The organism is Pseudomonas frederiksbergensis (genome assembly GCF_017114915.1).
Lineage (GTDB): Bacteria > Pseudomonadota > Gammaproteobacteria > Pseudomonadales > Pseudomonadaceae > Aquipseudomonas > Aquipseudomonas frederiksbergensis_I.
In genome coordinates, this window is sequence record NZ_JAAUOE010000107.1 from 1 (window position 1) to 1342 (window position 1342).

Annotated in this window: 1 protein-coding gene; it reads right to left on the minus strand. The window is 53.4% G+C overall.

The features are described 5' to 3' along the window. A partial coding sequence (locus HCU66_RS26930; protein WP_241015718.1) for a BREX-1 system adenine-specific DNA-methyltransferase PglX occupies positions 1–1233 on the minus strand: 1233 nt, incomplete at its 3' end. Between the last annotated feature and the right edge of the window lie 109 nt (positions 1234–1342).

Here is a 1342-nt window from a genome sequence, read left to right on the forward strand (position 1 = left end):
GGCAAGGTCATGCGGATGGCCAGGGTCGTCGACCAGAATGCCATCATGAGCATGGAATGGCTGAGCCCCATCGGGCAACATTCCCGGAGACTTTGTAGGTAAAGGATCGAATGGTTCTGGCTCTGGCAGACTTTGCAACTCGCCGATAGCAAGGCGCCAATCAAAGCGACCAAAGGCGACACCGAGCGCCCAGCTTAACAAGCCGGCTGTTTGGTCGAGAGGCGCAGCGCTCTCTTCATCGTCGCTATCGTCGTCGGATTCAGCACCTTCCATCTCCCCTTCGGCGTTGGCAACGTTGATCGCCTGAACAGCCGCGCTGTCAGCCTCAGCGAAGCCATAGAGGTCGAAGGCCATCGAGTCGATTTCGGCCTGAATACGCGCGAGCTCTGCTTCGATGGCCGATGGATCGTAGTCGCCCAAGCGTGAGCGCAAACCCGCGGGTAGGAGAAATGCGTGAGAGGTCTCAGTAGTTGTGTCGAGTGTGCGCTTCAGCGACCATGCCCGGCAACCAAGTGCCGCCAATTGCTCGATTTGTGCTGCCTTCAGATTTGGAATTGGCGTCTGCTGAATCAATCCGACTTCAAATGACTGAGCCAATTCAACACGAGCCAGCTGCACCGAAACTAACAAGCCGAATGCTCGAGAATTTAGCAAACTCAACAGTGCGAGCAATTCTTTAGGACTATCGTCATTAACAAACGCTGCAGGCCCTTTATCGGCAAATATACAACCCGCGGGCATTATTCGAAAGCTGAGGCCATTCGTCCTCCTCGGCCATGTTATCCCCGGACGAAAGTACGCATCTACTCCGCGAGTGCCTCCACCAAAACCCTCACGCGGACGTCGTTGATACCCATACCAGCTAATGTCAAGACCCTCCGCCTCCCAATTTACAACCATATGCAAGTCCGAATACATCGGAGAAAATGAACCGCCCTTAGCAATAGGCCTCCATGTAAATTTTGGTTCTGGCTCCCACCAGCATCTCAAAAAACGCTCATCAAGAAGCGTTTTAAGACCGCCAAGTGCTGACCGACGCTTTGACTCAAAAGGCTCGAATTCTTCAAAGCACGTATGTACCGAATCCTTCACCCAGTAGGCGAAGGGGGCTCCTGGAATTCGCCGGAAAGCATTAGGATTCACCTCAAACATACTTTCGCTGCCACCCGCTATTGCCTGCCGGAGCGCTAGCGCCTTGTCCAACTCATTTAATACGCGGAGAAAAGTAGTCATTTCTTCGCCTCGCCACTAGTTTTCAGCGGTTCAACAAAGACTTCTTCCACCCCATGCGCTATGGCGAGAGACTTGTCGGTCTTGGACTTTTCACGCACACGTTCTGGCC